We start from the raw sequence: 15924 nt of genomic DNA, 5'->3' as shown, positions 1-15924 counted from the left end.
CCTTCCGATATAGTCAAGTATGACTGGAAGAAGTGATCTTGTAATTCACCTATGTTAATTTTCGTATGATTTTTGCTGTTTCCTTATACGGCTTAGTGAAGCCGCACGCACACCAACGTAGGAAGCTATATATTTTAGAGCAATTCTGTTGTGTAGGTGTGGATAATCATTGCAAAAAGTGAGGTAACGCTCTTCTGCATTTAGCAACATAAGCTTTTTGATTCGATCTTCTTGTTTGCTTACTTCCACTTGAAATAAATGGCTTACCAAATCACCAATGCCTTTATTAGTATTCACAATGCTTTTGAGTAATGCATATGGGAATTGAAAGCATTTGCAGTCTTCCAAACATTCAATAGTGAACGTCGCAGGGGAAGATATTCTAAAGCCCTCTGTTGAAAAGAAATCGTCCTCAGCACAAAAACATTTTGTTATGTCATTGCCCTTACTATCAATGTAATATCCTCTTACAACGCCCTGAATGATATAATATAGATATGATGACGTATCACCCTCCCAGAGCACCGTGTGTCCAGCAGGAAATAATATAACTTTTGTATCTTGGTCAATCATTTTTTCCACGTGTTGGTTTAACGTTACTTGTAATCTTTTTTCCAAATATTCACTTGGTCTCACTATCATCATCTTTCCTCATTTATAATATATGACGAATTATATTTAGCATTTTATCATATTTTCTTCCTATTGTCATTGGAGGCCAAATTCCAAGCTATAAAGTTTTATACATGATGTAGCTGTTGACTGTCTATCTTATTATTGTTAGTGATTCAATAGTTGCTTCCTTATGCACCCTGTCCATTTTGGAAAGTGTTTTCTGCAGATTTTTATTGAGTAAAGGATCTTTGGGAGTAAGTCCGCTGTGTTATATTTAAATACCAACAAATTTATCTATCAGAGCCCAAATTAAAAATAAAAACATTGACAATTTAGAAATATAAGCATAATATAAAAATATACTTCGAGGCACGAAGTAAATGATGAGGTATAATTATGGCAAAAGATGGATTTAATATTGAAGAACTAATCTATGCATATATAGATGAATTTAAGTTTCTATTCTTCCCAGAAGAATGGAATAGTGCTTTTTTGGATTATTCCAAGAATGAAATACTAGCCTTGCTACTTTTATATAGGAAGAAGCAAGTCAATATGACAGAGGTAGCAGATTATATTCATGCACCACTGAACACAGCAACTGGTGTTATTACGAGACTAGAAAAGAAACAAATAGCTCAGCGCCAAAGGGATGTAGAAGATAAGCGAGTAGTATTTATTAGCCTTACGGCAATGGGAGAAGCTTTTGTAAAAAAGGAAATAGAAGAATTGACCTATTATTTTAAAGCCCTAAATGCAGAATTAGATGAAGAAGAAAAGCGTGCAATGTATAGCATTTTAAATAAAGCAATAAAAATCTTAAAAAAGGGAAAGCAAGAGATAGAAGAGGTCACTAAATCTAAGCCGGTAAAACGAATAACGATAGAATAACTTAGTTAGCTAAGTTATTTTTTTAAATAGATACTTCGAGTGAAGAACTAATCGCAAATCGAATTAAGGAGAGTGTTATTATGGGAAGAATTATTATTTTTACAGGAAAAGGCGGTGTAGGTAAAACAAGCACTGCAGCCGCTCATGGGGTTAAAGCAGCTAGAGAAGGCATTAAAACCTTAATTGTAAGTACAGATGCTGCACATAATCTCAGTGATTTGTTTGAAAAACCTATAAAAGAAGAGCCAACCGAAGTAATAGAGAATTTATATGCTTTAGAGATAGATCATAATTATGAGATGGAGAAACACTACGGTACCATTTCTAAAGCACTTAGAAATTTAATGAAGGTAGGAGAGAACAAGGAAGCCAGTGAAGCGTTAGAGGATATTATAGTATTCCCAGGTATTGAGGAATTGTTTTCACTCATTAAAATACAAGAGCTTTATACAGCAGGAGAATATGAGCTTATTATTGTAGATTGTGCGCCAACGGGAGAGACCTTATCACTTTTAAAATTTCCAGAGCTTTTTGCTTGGTATATGGAGAAACTGTTTCCAATAGAAAAGGTGGCCCTTAAGGTATTAAGGCCTATTTCTAAGGTGGCTTTTAAAGTAGACTTACCAGATCAAACGGCTATGAATGATATAGAGAGATTATATATGACATTAAGTGAATTACAAGCACTTCTAAAGAATAGAGAGATTTGTAGCATTAGAATTGTAACCATTCCAGAAAAGATGGTGGTAGAAGAAACTAAGCGTAGTTATATGTACTTAAATTTATATAACTTTAATGTAGATGCCATATACATTAATCGAATGATACCAAAGGATATAGATAACCTATTTTTTAAACAGTGGCAGGCCCTTCAAGAAAAGTATTTAGAAGAAATTCAATTAGCATTCTCACATATGCCTATCTATCGTATGAAATGGTATGAAGTAGATTTGAATGGTGTTGAAGCACTTACGCGTATTACAAGAGACTCACTTCAAGATAAAGAAATTTTCAAGGTACTGAAATGTACTCAAAATGAAACCTTTGAAAAAACAGATAAAGGCTACAAGCTTCAAGTCCTAGTACCATTTTCTACTAAAGCAGATTTTGATTTATTTGAATCAGGGACAGATGTCATTATTAAGATTGGTAATTTCAAAAGGAATATTCCACTACCAAATGTGATGAAGAAATACAGCATTTCTTCAGCTAAATGGGAAGATGGAGCACTAAATATTTATTTCGAATAGAAAGAGGTGTTCATATGAATAAACTAGCGTTAAAAAAATTATTACAAGCTAAACAGCTTGAATATGAAGCAATTAAAGAAATAATGCCAGAGGGAATGAGAGCACATGTAGAGTTAGCAGAAGAGGAAGCATTAAGCTTTATAAAAGAGGTTGCTTGGACAATGTTTTGGAAGGATGATTCTAGAGAGTCTGCAGATGCAGAGGGAGTTAGAAGTAAGGCGAATAATCAAAGTTATAATTCAGAAAAGGAAAAGCAAGACATAACTAATAAAGATATTAAACAAAGTACGAGAGCTAATGGCAGGTCTAAAAAGATAGAAATTGATTTTAGTGAGGGGTGATTTTAATGAGAGTCATACTATATACAGGAAAAGGTGGAGTTGGTAAGACTAGTATTGCTGCATGTACAGCAGCTCATATAGCAGCAAGGGGAAAACGTGTATTAATCGTGAGCACAGATGAAGCCCATAGTTTAAGTGATTCCTTTGATATAAAATTAGGCAATTCACCTAAAGAAATAGCAGAGAATCTCTATGGAATGGAGATTGATACGGTTATAGAAAATGAAATGGCTTGGGGAAATATCAAGGCTTATTTTAAACAGCTATTAACTTTAAAAGCTAAAGACGGTATAGAAACAGAAGAGCTATTAGTATTTCCGGGATTAGGGGAATTATTGTCTCTTATTAAGATTAAAGAAATATATGATGAAGGCCTATATGATGTACTAATTGTAGACTGTGCACCAACAGGGGAAACTATGTCTCTTCTTAAATTTCCAGATGTGTTTAGGTGGTGGATGGAGAAATTATTCCCTATGAAAAGAAAAGCTGCTAAGCTTGCAGGGCCTATAGTGGAAAGTACTACTAAAATTCCTATGCCTAAAGATGACGTATTTGTAGAGATGGAAAAGCTCTATACGAAAATTGATGAACTTCATGGCCTTATGATGGATAAAAAAGTAGTAAGCATTAGAATTGTAACAACACCTGAAAAAATAGTTATAAAAGAAGCCAAGAGAAGTTTTTCCTATCTGCATTTATATGACTATAATGTGGATGCCATTATTATTAATAAGATTTTCCCAAAAGATTCTATGGAGGGATATTTTAATGCATGGATAAAACTGCAGGAGCAAAGTCTTAATGATATAGAGGAAAGCTTTAAAGGTCTACCTGTCTTTAAAGTAGGACTCATGGATAAAGAACTTAGGTGCTATTCAATGCTAGAACAAGTAGGTAGTCAGATTTATAAAGAGCATTTGCCGGAGGATATTTTATTTCAAGACAAAATATTTGAAGTACAGAAATTACAAGAAGGGTATAGTTTAAACATTCATATTCCTTTTGTAGATAAAAAGGAGTTGAAGCTTTCTCAGCAAGGGGATGAACTAACTTTAACCATTAAGAATGAGAAGAGGTGCTTTACATTGCCTCAAAAACTTAGAAATCACGAAATAAGCACAGCTAAATATGAAGATAACCAGCTTAAAATTTATTATTTACCCCAAAATCAAGATTAGATGCAAAAATTGTTTAAAAAATCAAAATAATATATAATTAAGGAGGTGAAAGTATTTAAGGATACAAGAGGTGAGAGGTGTGAAACGTTTATTGTTCTTTTTAGTAAGTCTTATTTTATTGGTTATACCACTTTATGCAGATGATGGAGGATATAGTATTGAAGCTTACAAGGTGAAGATTGAAGTAAGCGAAGAAAATATATTTAATATCAGAGAAGATATAGACGTCAATTTTATTACCCAGAGGCATGGGATTTACCGAAAGATACCTATAAAAAATAGAGTCACACGCATAGATGGTACAGTTTCACAGGTTATTGCAAAGGTATCGGATGTGAAATCTAACACAGTGAGTACTTACCATACGGAAGGAAATGATAAGGTTATTAAAATAGGTGATCCCCAGGTAACTGTGACAGGGAAGCAGTACTATGTATTAACTTATACTTATGATTTGGGAAAAGATGTGGGGAAAGGCTATGATGAATTCTACTTTAATATTATAGGTAATGAGTGGGATACGAGTATAAGTAATGTGAGTTTTGAAATAGAATTGCCAAAGGCTTTTGATGCTAATCAAATAGACTTTTCAGTAGGGGCTAAAGGGAATACAAGTCATCAAGGTGTTTACTATGAGGTAGAAGAAAACCGTATTACAGGCTATTATGAAGGTTCACTTCAGTCAGGTGAAGCCTTGACGATTCGTATAGAGCTACCAGAAGGGTATTTTACAGCTACTAGGGATAATGTAAGTTGGAGCATTAATTTAAATATTTTAATGATATTTCCCATAGTAATACTGATAGTAGTTCTATTACTTTGGCTAATATTTGCTAGAAATCCAAGGGAGAAGATAGAAGAATGTACGTATCTACCAGAGGGGCTTAGTAGTGCAGAAGTAGGGATGATCTATAAAGGCAAAGCAAGCAATAAAGATGCCATATCTTTACTATTTAGTTTAGCTCAAAAAGGTTATTTAAGAATTATAGATATGAGAGATGAAGATAGTAAGCGCAACCTAGATAATTCTTTCGAAATTGAAAAATTAAAAGACTATGATGGAGAAGATAAAGCAGAAGAGATCTTATTTAAAGGATTATTTAAGCGTAGAAATAAGGTTAATGAAAAAAATTTGAGAAATACTTTTTATAAAACAGTGGATAAAGTAAAAAAGCTAGTGAATGAAAAGGACAAGCGAGCCTCTGTATTTAAAAAAAGTGCAAGTAGGGCCAAAGTAGTAGCTATTATTTTAGCGATTTTAGCTCATGTTAGGATTACTTATCTTAGTTTTGCTTATGGTGGTTATAGTGGACAATTAGATGCAGTGACTTGTGCTATTATTGGTTCAACCGTAGGTGTTATGTTACTAGCGATAAATATAAACAAAGAGAATATAACTCTAAGTATAGGGCTTATTACGTTGGGGGTTATATTGATAGGAGGGTTTGGAGGAATAACTTTTGTGCCACTTTTAAGTAATTACCAAGAATTAATACCAGTTACTATAATTAATCAAGTTTGCTATGTAGTGATGTTCAAAGTTATTCAAAAGATGATAAAAAGAACTCCTTATGGTCAAAAACTGTATCTAGAAATCCAAGGATATAAAAAATATCTAGAGAATATAGACCATAGGGAGCTTAACAGGCTTAAACAAGATCATTCTAATTATTTTGAGGATATGTTGGCTTATATGATGGCATTAAGCATAAGTCAAAAGATTATGGAGAAGTTCAGTAATCTTATAGAAAATCCCCCTATTTGGTATGAGGGACAAAACTTTAATAGTAATGGATTTATTAATCGTTTATATAGAATGATGTGCTCAGTAGAAGCATCCATGAGTTCTGAACCATCAAGCTCTTCAGGAGATTCAGGAGGAGGTTCAACAGGAGGGGGCTCTGGGGGAGGTGGAGGAGGGTCTTGGTAAAAATAGTCGTTAAATAAAGATGAGAATAAATAGATGCGATAAAACAGATAGAAATGAATGATAAATAAAAACTAGGTTATCAGAATAGGAGGATAACCTAGTTTTTATTTTAGAAAAATGATAGTGTTGATTATAATAAGCTAATTAGAAAGTACCTTTTAAAAACCTCGGCCACCGCCACCATGACTTCTACCACTGCTAGAAGTATGCATAGAGGAACCACCGCCGCTACCACTAGAACTTGAAGTTTCAATTTTAGTTCTCGTAGTATGAGTTGAAATAAATTGATCATGTTTCTCAGTATAGTTGACAGATAATCTATCTGGTAAAGTAGCAGGAACAGTATGACGTGGGTGCTTATAACGATAACTAATAATAGCTCTAACAATAGAAGCCATTACAAGAGCTACTAGTAAAGCAATACCTGCATAGAGCAAGTAATTTTTTGGAGTTAATGGATTGCCATAGCTATTGGTAAAGGGTTTTTTACCATCTTCAAAGGTTAAATGGCTGTTAGAAGGAATTCCAGATTTAAAATAATTTTCTATTCCATTAATGAACACATTACAGCCCTCATAGTAATTAGCTTTAGTAAGATAGGGTGCAATAGTATCATTTAACCGTTCAATGCGAGAGTCAGTGAGATACCTAGCAGCTAAGCCGCTAGTAGAAATCCATAATTGCCTATTATCCATGTCAATTAAAAAGAGAGCTCCATCATAATTATCGCCATAGCCGTAGCCATTAGTATCATAAAAATCATCCGCATAATCACGGGAGGTTTTTCCTTCAGCATCATTGGTGGTGACTATGACTGTTTCCATTTGGTAAGTCTCACTAAGTATATCAAGCTTTTTCTCTAAACTTTCAATTTCGTCAAGGCTAAGTAAATCAGCTAAGTCATTAACTCTAGGCACAGCAGCCATAAGAGAGCTACATAAAGTAAAAAAACATATTAAAGTAAGTATTAAAGAACTCATTCTACGTTTCATTAGGCAAGACCTCCTGTATAAGCTAATGCAAAAAAGACAACAGCAAAAGTAATGAGGAATACCCAAAGGAATAGAAGGTTAAGCTTTTTGCTACATATTGGTAAGCTACCAAAAGTCTTACCAGTTTGACCGTTCATAGCAAACATGTAAGTCTGCCCCTTATAAATATAAGTTAACATCCAAACAGGCATCAAAGTATAGTGAAAACGGGTGCGATGAATTTGAACATTTTTACCACCTACAGCAGTTGTGGTGTAGCCATGAATGGAGTTACGAAGCTCTGTTTCAACAGCACGTTCTACCCTAGATTTAATAGTTGGATAAATGGTATCTTTATCTACATCATATTTTTCAGCAATAAACCCTGTTAGATAAGAAAAAGAAAAGGTTTCAAGATCATCATAATTATAAGGACCGATACTCTCCATTACCAGGTCATCAGCTTTTTTGGAAGCATCATGAGGCAAGTAATCAAAAGACATAGAAGCAGCCCTAGATACAGCATAGATATCTGTCTGAGTGTAGCGATAGCTTCCACTAGTCCAAGATTTTATCTTTTTACCAGTTGCTCTCATATAGCCAGAGGTATCACAATCTACTAGCCAATAGGGAATATAGATCCCAGCGATTTTTTCAAGTTGACTAGGAGAGGAGAAATCATCAGGTAAAAAATGTTTTTTCTTTCGCCAAGCAAGAAATGTTTCTAGTGCTTGTTCTTTACTTTTTTTAAAGGGAATTACTTTTGATGGTTTAAATTCATCGGAAAGTTGTTTTGAGAAAACGACAGGATTATGACAATAGCAACAAAGTGTAGCAGAGGTTACTTCATCAGTAACGATTTGAGCACCACAACTAGGACAAGTATAGAGCATGGTGGTGCCTTCTTCAGCAGTAGCATCATTACCATCTTCTATAAATTCTTCACCGGGCTCACTATAACTTTTCTCTGTTGTCAAAACTTCTAACTCTTGCTCATTAAAGCTACTAAAGCAGTATTCACACTTGAGTTTTTGAGATTCTGGATCAAAGCCTAAATCTCCCCCACAGTTAGGACATTTGTATGAAACAACGGACAAGACAAACCCTCCCTTATTAAGCCTATAAATAGAGGCTATTATTGAAATCAGTATAGCATATCGAATAAATATTGTGAACAAGCACTCTATATTTACACAAAATATAGAGTGCTTATAAATTCTAATCCGCTAATAATAGTAGTACTAGAAAGACAATCTTTCGAAGAACAGGATTCAAAGAAGGGTTGATTAAAGCATTGTAACTCCTTCAAGATAGTGCAGAAGCTACTATTACAATGATCCCATACATTAACAACCGTAGGACCTATAGTAGAGGAGGGGGCATCAGCAACACCTAAGTAAGTATAAGCACCACGAACTGTTGTTGATAAACAAGGTGCTATAAGATAGGCGCCAAATTCAAAGGCAGGTAAGGTTAATAAGTTGGTATAGCGGGTGATAAGTAAATTAAGAGTAGCTAAGGCATCTACGACGCACTTATTCTGAATACTAAAAACGATGGCTTCGTTTTCTGTTAGATTAGTAGCAGTAAGGCGGCTATTAGAACAAGCAACAGCTTCACTATTAGTAATACCCTCAGCAGAAGCACGGCTAGTATTAGTTGCGTGTCCACAAGAGTCATTACAAAGCAGGCTAACTCCCAGAGATTTATTATTTGCTAAAGAAAGAGAAGTAGAAGATGTTATATTTTTATATTGAGAAGAATTATGACTACTGCCAGAAGTATTTGTGTCTGTACAACTCCTACCATTGGTTTCGGTATTAGAACGTGTAACAGTAGTAGAACCATTCTTATTTAAGCCTTTGGAAGCAGTATGATTACCTTGAGAGAAGCCAGACAAGATATTAAATAGACAAATAAGTTCGTTGAGTATAGATCGTATGTGACAAAGAGACACGGGTGTTGCTAATAAAAAAAGAACAAAGTCCTCATTTCTTCCCATTAAATTATTAAATGAAGTGAGTATGGGTGTTGTGGTACTTGTATTAGGGATAACAGAAATAGTTGCAAGTGAGTTATGTTTACAAGGACTAAAGAGCTGATCAATTAGTTCACAACTTTCCTCAGGTGTTAATTCATGAAGTTGAATACCAGGAAAGGTTTGAATTAGCCCATTTTTTAAAATTTCAAGAGCAACGCAGAAAAATTCATCCCCTTTAATACCAATATAAATAGAAAGTTGTTCATTGCGCACTTGTATAACATAGCCAATGGTTATTTGAAGGCTTTCTAGAGCATTTAAAACAAAGGAAAATGCTTTAAAGGTATCTGTGACAGGAAAGCCTTCAATTTGAATAAAGCCTAAGCAGGCAGGAGGAGTCTCAGAAGGAGATACTGGGAAATGAGTCAGCTCATGTAGACAAGGAGCGTTTACAAGTTCATCAAATCTTGCAAGTGCATCATCTAAAAGGCAAGTATCTCTTGGATCAAACATAAGTAACACTCCTTTATCATAAGGTGTCGTAATAGTTTATGCGGTTTAGGAGTATGAATATGATAAACTATGCGTTCAAAGTGGCAACTAAAATCCATACGAATTGATTCATTTGCTTAAAGCTTACCCGGAAATTAGCCGTTTCAAATGCATGAGCGAGGATTTCGTGAGTGGTATAGAATTCAGTTTTTAAATCCTGAGCAAGATGAGTAAAGCCATAGTTTTCAGCCCAATTTAATACAGCTGAAGCAGCCTCGGGAGATTCGTACATGGTATCTGCAATAATAATTTGACCGCCTTGGCGAAGCTTAGAAGCCATAAAGGCTATAGATTTAGCTTTTTCTTCATCTTGTAAGTGGTGGAAAGCGTAGCTAGAAATAATAGCATCCACGCTTGCATCAGGAATATCTAAAGAGAGAAAAGAACCATTTTGAACAGGAATATGAGGATATTTAGCTGACGCTAATTCTCTCATTTTAGCATTTGGCTCAATGGCAGTTACTTTATAACCTGAATTAGCTGCAACGGCTCCTAGATTACCTGTACCAGAACCAATATCTAAGACTGTAGCAGAAGTAGGTGAATTAATAAAAGAGACAGTTTCTCTTAAAATTTCTTCGTAGTTTTTAAAGACTTCATAATACTCACCCTTTTTTGTGTAAACAGTTTCGTCATAATGAGTAGCCCAACTATCAAATAGGTCATTAAAGCGATAGTCAGAGAGATTCATATCGAAGTTATAAAGATTCTGGCTAAAGTAGCGCTCGCTTCGGTCAGGGAAGATGGCTACAATATTAACCTTACCATTAGCTTTATAAGCTTGCTTAATGGCACCAGCCATAGCTGCACCAGAAGAAGAACCAACCAATACACCTTCTTTTTTGCCTAATAGCTGTACATAGTAATAAGCTTCTTCATCGGAAATTTTCTCTACCTCATCGACATAGGAAGCATCAAATAAAGAAGGAATGAAATGATTACCAATACCTTCAATATGGTAGGTACCTTCTTCCCCACCTCCTAGAATAGAGCCTTTAGGGTCGCTGAGTACAATTTTGATGTTGGGATTTTTCTCTTTTAAATAGGAGGCAATGCCAATAATAGTACCACCGGAGCCTGCTCCTGCTACGAGGATATCTATCTTCCCATCAAGGGCATCATAGATTTCCTTACCTGTTTGACGATGAGCTTCTCTATTAGAGAGATTATCGAACTGTTTAGCCATAAAGCTAGTTGGGATTTGCTTTGCTAATTCTTCTGCTTTTTGAACAGCACCTTCAATACCTTCTTCTGTTGGAGTAACAATTAATTCTGCACCTAAGGCGCGCATTAGTATTTGTTTTTCAATAGCAAACTTAGCAGGAATAACAATTTTAAGTTGATAGCCTTTTTCAAAGGCAGCCATGGCAAGGCCTATACCGGTATTACCAGCAGTAGCTTCGATGATGGTATAGCCAGGTTTAAGTAGCCCATTTTTTTCGGCATCTTCTAAGATCTTTAGGCCAATACGGTCTTTAACACTTCCCCCTGGGTTTAGATATTCTAGTTTACCAAAGATATTAATATCAGGATTAGGAGAAATATGATTGAGTTTTAAGAGTGGGGTATTACCAATAAGTTCACGAATATCATTAATATAGTGCATGAGATGTACCTCCTTCAGATATAGAAAGATTAAGTGCATGGGTTAAATCAGTTATCAAGTCGTCAGCATCTTCGATGCCTACAGAAAGACGAAGTAAACCATCTGTTATACCTAAGGCCTTTCTTTGTTCTACAGGAATAGAAGCATGTGTCATAGCTGCTGGAAGGCAAATAAGACTTTCTACACCTCCTAGACTTTCTGCCAGAGCAATGAGTTTAACATTTTCTACGAGCTTTAGAGCGACCTCGGGGTCACTAAGTTCAAAAGAAATCATAGCGCCTAAACCTGGATAATAGATTTTACTTACCTGAGGTAGAGTGTGTAAGAAATCAACAATCGCTTTAGCATTAGCTTGAGCCTTTTCTAATCTAATAGCCAATGTTTTAATACCTCTTATAAGTAAAAAGCTATCTTGGGGGCCAAGTATCCCACCTACAGCATTTTGTAAAAAGCCAAGTCGTTCTTTAAGGTCTTCATGAGCAACAACTACAAGCCCAGCAACCACATCACTATGTCCGCCTAAATATTTGGTGCCGCTATGAACAACAATGTCTATGCCGTGTTCTATAGGACGTTGAAGATAAGGGGTTAAAAACGTGTTGTCAACAACCGAAATGAGGTTATGACTTTTGGCGAGTGTACTAATCGCTGATAGGTCTGTGATTTTCATTAATGGATTAGTAGGTGTTTCAATAAAGATGGCTTTAGTAGTAGGCGTGATAGCTTTTTGAACAGCTTCAAGGTCGGAAGTATCTACTAGAGAATAAGAAATGCCAAGATGAACGAATACCTTATCGACTACTCGAAAAGTACCACCGTAGACATTATCAGATAGAAGAATATGATCTCCTGTTTTAAAAAGCATAAGAACTGTAGAAAGAGCGGCTAAACCAGAAGCAAAAGCAAAACCAGCGATGCCACCTTCTAGATCTTTAATAAGTTCTTCTAAAGCCTGTCTTGTAGGATTACCTGTGCGTGCATATTCAAAGCCTTTATGTTTACCAATCCCTTCTTGTCTAAAAGTAGATGTTTGATAAATAGGAATATTAACTGCGCCTGTAAAGGCATCTTCAGAGATACCACCATGGATAACCTTTGATTCAAATTTCATAAAATAACCTCCTTTAAATTGGCAATAAATTTTGTAATATATCAAATTTTTTAAATTAAAGAGAGTATACATCAAATTTAATTCCTAGTAAATATATTTATTTTAAAGGAATTAAAAATGTGACAGTCCAAAAAGAAAAAGTTATTGATAGTCAAAGACTAAAGCAAATAAGAAAATAATAATAAATAAAACTTATCCATTAATGGTTCTATAAAAAAAGAAATTTCTAGTAACTTCAAGGGAAATTAAAAAGAAAATAAAATAAAAAATATATTAAAAAATAGTTGACAATTTAAAAAAATAAAAATATACTACTAAACATATAAAACAACTAGGAAATAAAACCAAGTGAATAATTTCTTATCCAGAGAGGCAGAGGGACTGGCCCAGTGACGCCCGGCAACCTGAACATGTTATAAAATGCTCAAGGTGCTAATTCCAGCAAACCAGAAGTGGTTTGGAAGATAAGAGTATGTAGCATAGTGAATTTTAAAAGCTGCTTTCTTATCTTAAGAAAGCAGCTTTTATAGTTTGTAAAATATTACTTTTAAATGAAGTAGGCAGAAAAACACAGAAAAATGAAAGAAACTACAAGATCAAGGTTAATTAAAGGGAGGAAACAAGATGAGTAAGTTAAGTCATAGATTAGATGGGTTTGGAGAATCCGTGATTAGGAAGATGACGCGTATTGCTAACCAACATGGGGCTATTAACCTTTCACAAGGTTTTCCTGATTTTGATCCACCTAAGGCATTAATAGAAGAATTACAAAGGGTAGCCATAGAGGGGCCGCACCAATATGCAGTGACTTGGGGAGCACAAAATTTTAGAGAAGCTTTAGCCAAGAAGCAAGAACATTTTATGGGGATTAAATTAAACCCAGATGAAAATATCGTAGTCACTTGTGGTAGTACAGAGGCCATGATGACAGCTATGATGGCTATTTGCGATAGCGGTGACAAAGTTGCTATCTTCTCACCTTTTTATGAGAACTATGTAGCAGATACAGTGCTTTGTGGAGCTGAGCCCATTTACATTCCACTTAAACCACCTGCCTTTAACTTTGATAAAGAGGAACTTGAAGCAGCTTTTAAAGCAGGTGCTAAAGCTTTGATTCTCTGTAATCCATCTAATCCAACTGGAAAGGTATTTACTAAAGAAGAGCTACTAGACATTGCACAGCTTGTTAAAGCGTATGACGCTTATGTCATTACAGATGAAGTTTATGAGCATATCGTTTTTGAACCATATAAACATCATTACTTTGCATCGCTACCTGGCATGTTTGAGAGAACTATTTCTTGTAGTTCACTTTCAAAGACTTATTCCATTACAGGTTGGAGATTAGGTTATGTAATAGCACCGAAGGTTATTATTGATCAATGTAAAAAGGTACATGACTTTTTAACAGTAGGAGCAGCAGCCCCTCTTCAGGAAGCTGCAACAGTAGGACTTAAATTAGAAGATGACTACTATAAAGAACTTACAGCGTTATACGGAAAGAAAAGAGAGTTGTTCTTGTCAGGGCTTGATAGCATAGGACTTAAGTACTTTAAGCCAGAAGGTGCTTATTATGTCATGGTTGATATTGAAGAATTTGGTGTTTCATCAGACTACGAATTTGCAAAAAGACTTATTAAAGAAGTAGGCGTAGCAGCTGTACCAGGTTCTAGTTTTTTCAAAGAACCTGTTAATCAATATATACGTTTCCACTTTGCTAAAAAACCAGAAACACTAGAGCTAGCTTTAGAGAGATTAACGCAAATAAAAAAACATTTTTAGGAGGTGCTACAATGATTCGTTTTGAACAAGTAAATGTAAGCTTTAAACAAAAAAATCAAATCGTTAATGCCGTTAGTAATGTATCACTTCATATAGAACCAGGAGAAATCTTTGGAATAGTTGGGGGGAGTGGCGCAGGTAAAAGCACCTTAGTAAGAACCATTAATGGATTACAAAAGCCTACTTCAGGCAGTGTTTTTGTAGAGGGAGAGGATGTAACAAAACTTTCTTCTACAGAGATTAGGGGATTACGAAAGAAAATCGGCATGATTTTTCAACACTTTAATTTAATCTCAAGAAAAACAGTAGGGGAAAATATAGAGTTTGCTCTTAAAGTCCAGGATTATCCTAAAGCTCAAAGGCAAACTAGAACTAAAGAATTACTTGAGCTAGTGGGCCTAGAAGATAAAGAAAATGTTTATCCAGCTAGTTTAAGTGGTGGGCAAAAACAAAGGGTAGGTATAGCAAGAGCTTTAGCAGCGAATCCAAAGATTTTACTTTGCGATGAAGCAACTTCTGCATTAGATGTGCAAACAACTGAGGAAATTGTGGATATCTTAAAAGGAATTAATGCTAAGTTGGGGATTACTATTGTGTTTATCACGCATCAACTAGAGGTAGCTAAAAGGTTGTTCTCAAAAGTAGCAGTAATGAGTCAAGGTGAAATTATAGAAGTTAATAGCGCTTACGAGTTATTTGCTAGTCCCCAATCAGCATTAACAAAAAGATTAGTAAAGACTCAGATAAAGGTACCAGAGGAGATTATTAATGCAGCAAATGGGGAAATCATCAAGTTGACTTATAGGGGTGACAAGAGCCTAGAGCCTATTATTGCTTATACCAACAAGAAGTATGATGTTGTACTTAACATTCTACATGGTCACATTGATTACATTCAAGAAAAGCCAGTGGGTGTCTTGGTAGTTAGTATAGAGGGAGAAGTTAAAGCTATTAATGAAGCACTTAAGTATATAGGAGAAAATATTGAAGAAATAGAATTAATTATTCCAAAGGAGGGTGAAATCGCATGAAAACAGGTGAATTAATAGAAGCTCTATGGCAGGCAACAACAGAAACTGTTTACATGGTAGGGATATCCATGATTATTGCAATCGTTTTTGGGACGGTTCTTGGCTTATTACTTTATATCACAGCTTCTCCTTTGTTACACAAAAATAAAGTGGTTAATGCAATCTCTGGTTTTGTGATTAATATTATTCGTTCCATTCCATTTATTATTTTGCTGGTCCTACTTTATCCTTTTACAGATTTTTTATTACACACCACTATAGGAGCAAAGGCAGTAACCGTACCACTTACAGTAGCAGCAGTAGCTTTTTTAGCAAGACTTGTAGAAGGTGCTTTTTCTGAAATAGATAAGGGTGTCATAGAAGCTTCACTGGCTATGGGAGCTAGTGTTAAATATATTATTTTTGACGTGCTATTAGTAGAAGCCTTACCTGGCATTGTAAGAGCCATTACTGTGACATTAATTAGTATCATCGGTTATTCCTCTATGGCAGGAACTGTTGGTGGTGGCGGAATAGGTGACTTAGCTATTCGCTATGGCTATCAACGTTATCAAACAGACATACTCATTATTACCGTTATTTTATTAGTGGTAGTAGTACAGCTTATTCAAATGGTGGGAGAAAGAATAGCCGTTAATTTAACTAAAAAGTAAGTTGGTTTAAGAAGCTATAAAAATTTAAA

General features: G+C 35.1%; 14 protein-coding genes and 1 riboswitch. Of the genes, 8 read left to right on the top strand and 6 right to left on the bottom strand.

The window, feature by feature from the left end; all coding sequences use genetic code 11:
- Positions 1-54: 54 nt before the first annotated feature.
- The gene (locus tag EKH84_RS02395) at positions 55-642 is read right to left on the bottom strand and encodes a Crp/Fnr family transcriptional regulator (protein WP_127065009.1); all 588 of its coding nucleotides are present in this window, start codon (positions 640-642) and stop codon (positions 55-57) included.
- Positions 643-1011: 369 nt separating this feature from the next.
- On the opposite strand from EKH84_RS02395, the gene EKH84_RS02390 reads away from it, so the two are divergent.
- The 5 genes from EKH84_RS02390 to EKH84_RS02370 all read left to right on the top strand — a co-directional run bounded on the left by EKH84_RS02390 (position 1012) and on the right by EKH84_RS02370 (position 6208).
- Positions 1012-1506 carry a MarR family winged helix-turn-helix transcriptional regulator gene (locus EKH84_RS02390; protein WP_127065008.1) on the top strand — a complete coding sequence of 165 codons (495 nt, stop codon included), beginning with the start codon at positions 1012-1014 and terminating at the stop codon, positions 1504-1506.
- Between the two features lie 80 nt (positions 1507-1586).
- The gene (locus EKH84_RS02385) at positions 1587-2756 is read left to right on the top strand and encodes an ArsA family ATPase (RefSeq protein ID WP_127065007.1); all 1170 of its coding nucleotides are present in this window, start codon (positions 1587-1589) and stop codon (positions 2754-2756) included.
- A 14-nt stretch (positions 2757-2770) separates the two neighbouring features.
- Entirely contained in the window at positions 2771-3097 is a 327-nt protein-coding gene (locus tag EKH84_RS02380; RefSeq protein ID WP_127065006.1) for a hypothetical protein, read from the top strand.
- A 5-nt stretch (positions 3098-3102) separates the two neighbouring features.
- Positions 3103-4278 carry an ArsA family ATPase gene (locus EKH84_RS02375; protein WP_127065005.1) on the top strand — a complete coding sequence of 392 codons (1176 nt, stop codon included), beginning with the start codon at positions 3103-3105 and terminating at the stop codon, positions 4276-4278.
- A 79-nt stretch (positions 4279-4357) separates the two neighbouring features.
- Positions 4358-6208, top strand: a complete 1851-nt coding sequence (locus EKH84_RS02370; RefSeq protein WP_190283461.1) for a DUF2207 domain-containing protein — start codon at positions 4358-4360, stop codon at positions 6206-6208.
- 158 nt (positions 6209-6366) lie between these two features.
- On the opposite strand, the gene EKH84_RS02365 is transcribed toward EKH84_RS02370, so the two are convergent.
- The 5 genes from EKH84_RS02365 to EKH84_RS02345 form a co-directional block, all read right to left on the bottom strand.
- Positions 6367-7200: a TPM domain-containing protein gene (locus EKH84_RS02365; RefSeq protein ID WP_127065003.1), complete on the bottom strand. Its 834-nt coding sequence runs from the start codon at positions 7198-7200 to the stop codon at positions 6367-6369.
- Positions 7200-8276, bottom strand: coding sequence for a hypothetical protein (locus tag EKH84_RS02360; protein WP_127065002.1), 1077 nt, complete (start codon positions 8274-8276; stop codon positions 7200-7202). Before EKH84_RS02360 ends, EKH84_RS02365 begins: the two co-directional genes overlap by 1 nt.
- Before the next feature lie 92 nt (positions 8277-8368).
- Positions 8369-9673 carry a hypothetical protein gene (locus EKH84_RS02355; RefSeq protein WP_127065001.1) on the bottom strand — a complete coding sequence of 435 codons (1305 nt, stop codon included), beginning with the start codon at positions 9671-9673 and terminating at the stop codon, positions 8369-8371.
- Positions 9674-9740: 67 nt separating this feature from the next.
- Positions 9741-11318: a pyridoxal-phosphate dependent enzyme gene (locus tag EKH84_RS02350; protein ID WP_127065000.1), complete on the bottom strand. Its 1578-nt coding sequence runs from the start codon at positions 11316-11318 to the stop codon at positions 9741-9743.
- Entirely contained in the window at positions 11305-12429 is a 1125-nt protein-coding gene (locus EKH84_RS02345) for a trans-sulfuration enzyme family protein (RefSeq protein WP_013659113.1), read from the bottom strand. Before EKH84_RS02345 ends, EKH84_RS02350 begins: the two co-directional genes overlap by 14 nt.
- 357 nt (positions 12430-12786) lie before the next feature.
- Positions 12787-12900: riboswitch (SAM riboswitch) on the top strand.
- Between the two features lie 153 nt (positions 12901-13053).
- On the opposite strand from EKH84_RS02345, the gene EKH84_RS02340 reads away from it, so the two are divergent.
- Genes EKH84_RS02340 through EKH84_RS02330 form a run of 3 tightly spaced genes read left to right on the top strand, consistent with a single transcriptional unit; the run spans position 13054 to position 15895 of the window.
- Positions 13054-14211, top strand: coding sequence for a pyridoxal phosphate-dependent aminotransferase (locus EKH84_RS02340; RefSeq protein WP_127064999.1), 1158 nt, complete (start codon positions 13054-13056; stop codon positions 14209-14211).
- Positions 14212-14222: 11 nt separating this feature from the next.
- On the top strand, positions 14223-15242 hold the full coding sequence (locus EKH84_RS02335) for a methionine ABC transporter ATP-binding protein (RefSeq protein ID WP_127064998.1): 1020 nt from the start codon (positions 14223-14225) through the stop codon (positions 15240-15242).
- Entirely contained in the window at positions 15239-15895 is a 657-nt protein-coding gene (locus EKH84_RS02330) for a methionine ABC transporter permease (RefSeq protein WP_127064997.1), read from the top strand. The genes EKH84_RS02335 and EKH84_RS02330 overlap by 4 nt, the downstream gene beginning before the upstream one ends.
- The last annotated feature ends 29 nt before the right edge of the window (positions 15896-15924 follow it).

Origin of the sequence: Cellulosilyticum sp. WCF-2 (assembly GCF_003990395.1) — a bacterium.
Taxonomy (GTDB): Bacteria; Bacillota; Clostridia; order Lachnospirales; family Cellulosilyticaceae; genus Cellulosilyticum; species Cellulosilyticum lentocellum.
The sequence above is the reverse complement of the archived record's forward strand: the minus strand, read 5'-3'. Positions and strand labels throughout refer to the sequence as shown.